Below are 498 nucleotides of genomic sequence, written 5' to 3' on the forward strand. Positions count from 1 at the left end.
GTCAAGCAACTGATATTACAACCATGCTTACAGAAGCGTTTATAACGCGTAATATACCAATTCCAAAGGGTAATAATCCAAGTATTATCATTCGAACAGATAACGGCCCCCAATTTGTAAGCAAACATTTTGGAGAATTTTGTTCAAACTTTAAGATTTATCATGAACGAATTCCACCTAAATCACCAAATTTGAATGCTTATATCGAGTCATTTCATAGTATTATTGAGCGTGAGTGTTACCAACAACACACATTTAGTTTTTACGAAGAAGCTTATTATTGGATTGATAAGTATATGGATTTCTATAACAATCGCCGTTATCATGGAAGTTTAAAATATATGAGTCCAAATGAGTTCTACGAACTGTATAAAGGGACAGAGTACCCAAAAGAAATGGCGTTGAGATTATAACAACGCAGAGTTTCTCCTTCTTCACGTAAGCAGCCTATAGTTGATGTAAGCCAAATGGTCAAGCGGTTTTGGCTTGACGATTTGG

At 35.3% G+C, this 498-nt stretch carries 1 protein-coding gene; it reads left to right on the plus strand.

Features of this window, described 5'->3' with window-relative positions; all coding sequences use genetic code 11:
* The coding region (locus CD30_RS19290; protein WP_141096087.1) for an integrase core domain-containing protein at positions 1 to 413 on the plus strand (413 nt) is incomplete at its 5' end.
* Positions 414 to 498 lie beyond the last annotated feature (85 nt).

It is taken from the genome of Ureibacillus massiliensis 4400831 = CIP 108448 = CCUG 49529, assembly GCF_000772965.1.
GTDB lineage: Bacteria > Bacillota > Bacilli > Bacillales_A > Planococcaceae > Ureibacillus > Ureibacillus massiliensis.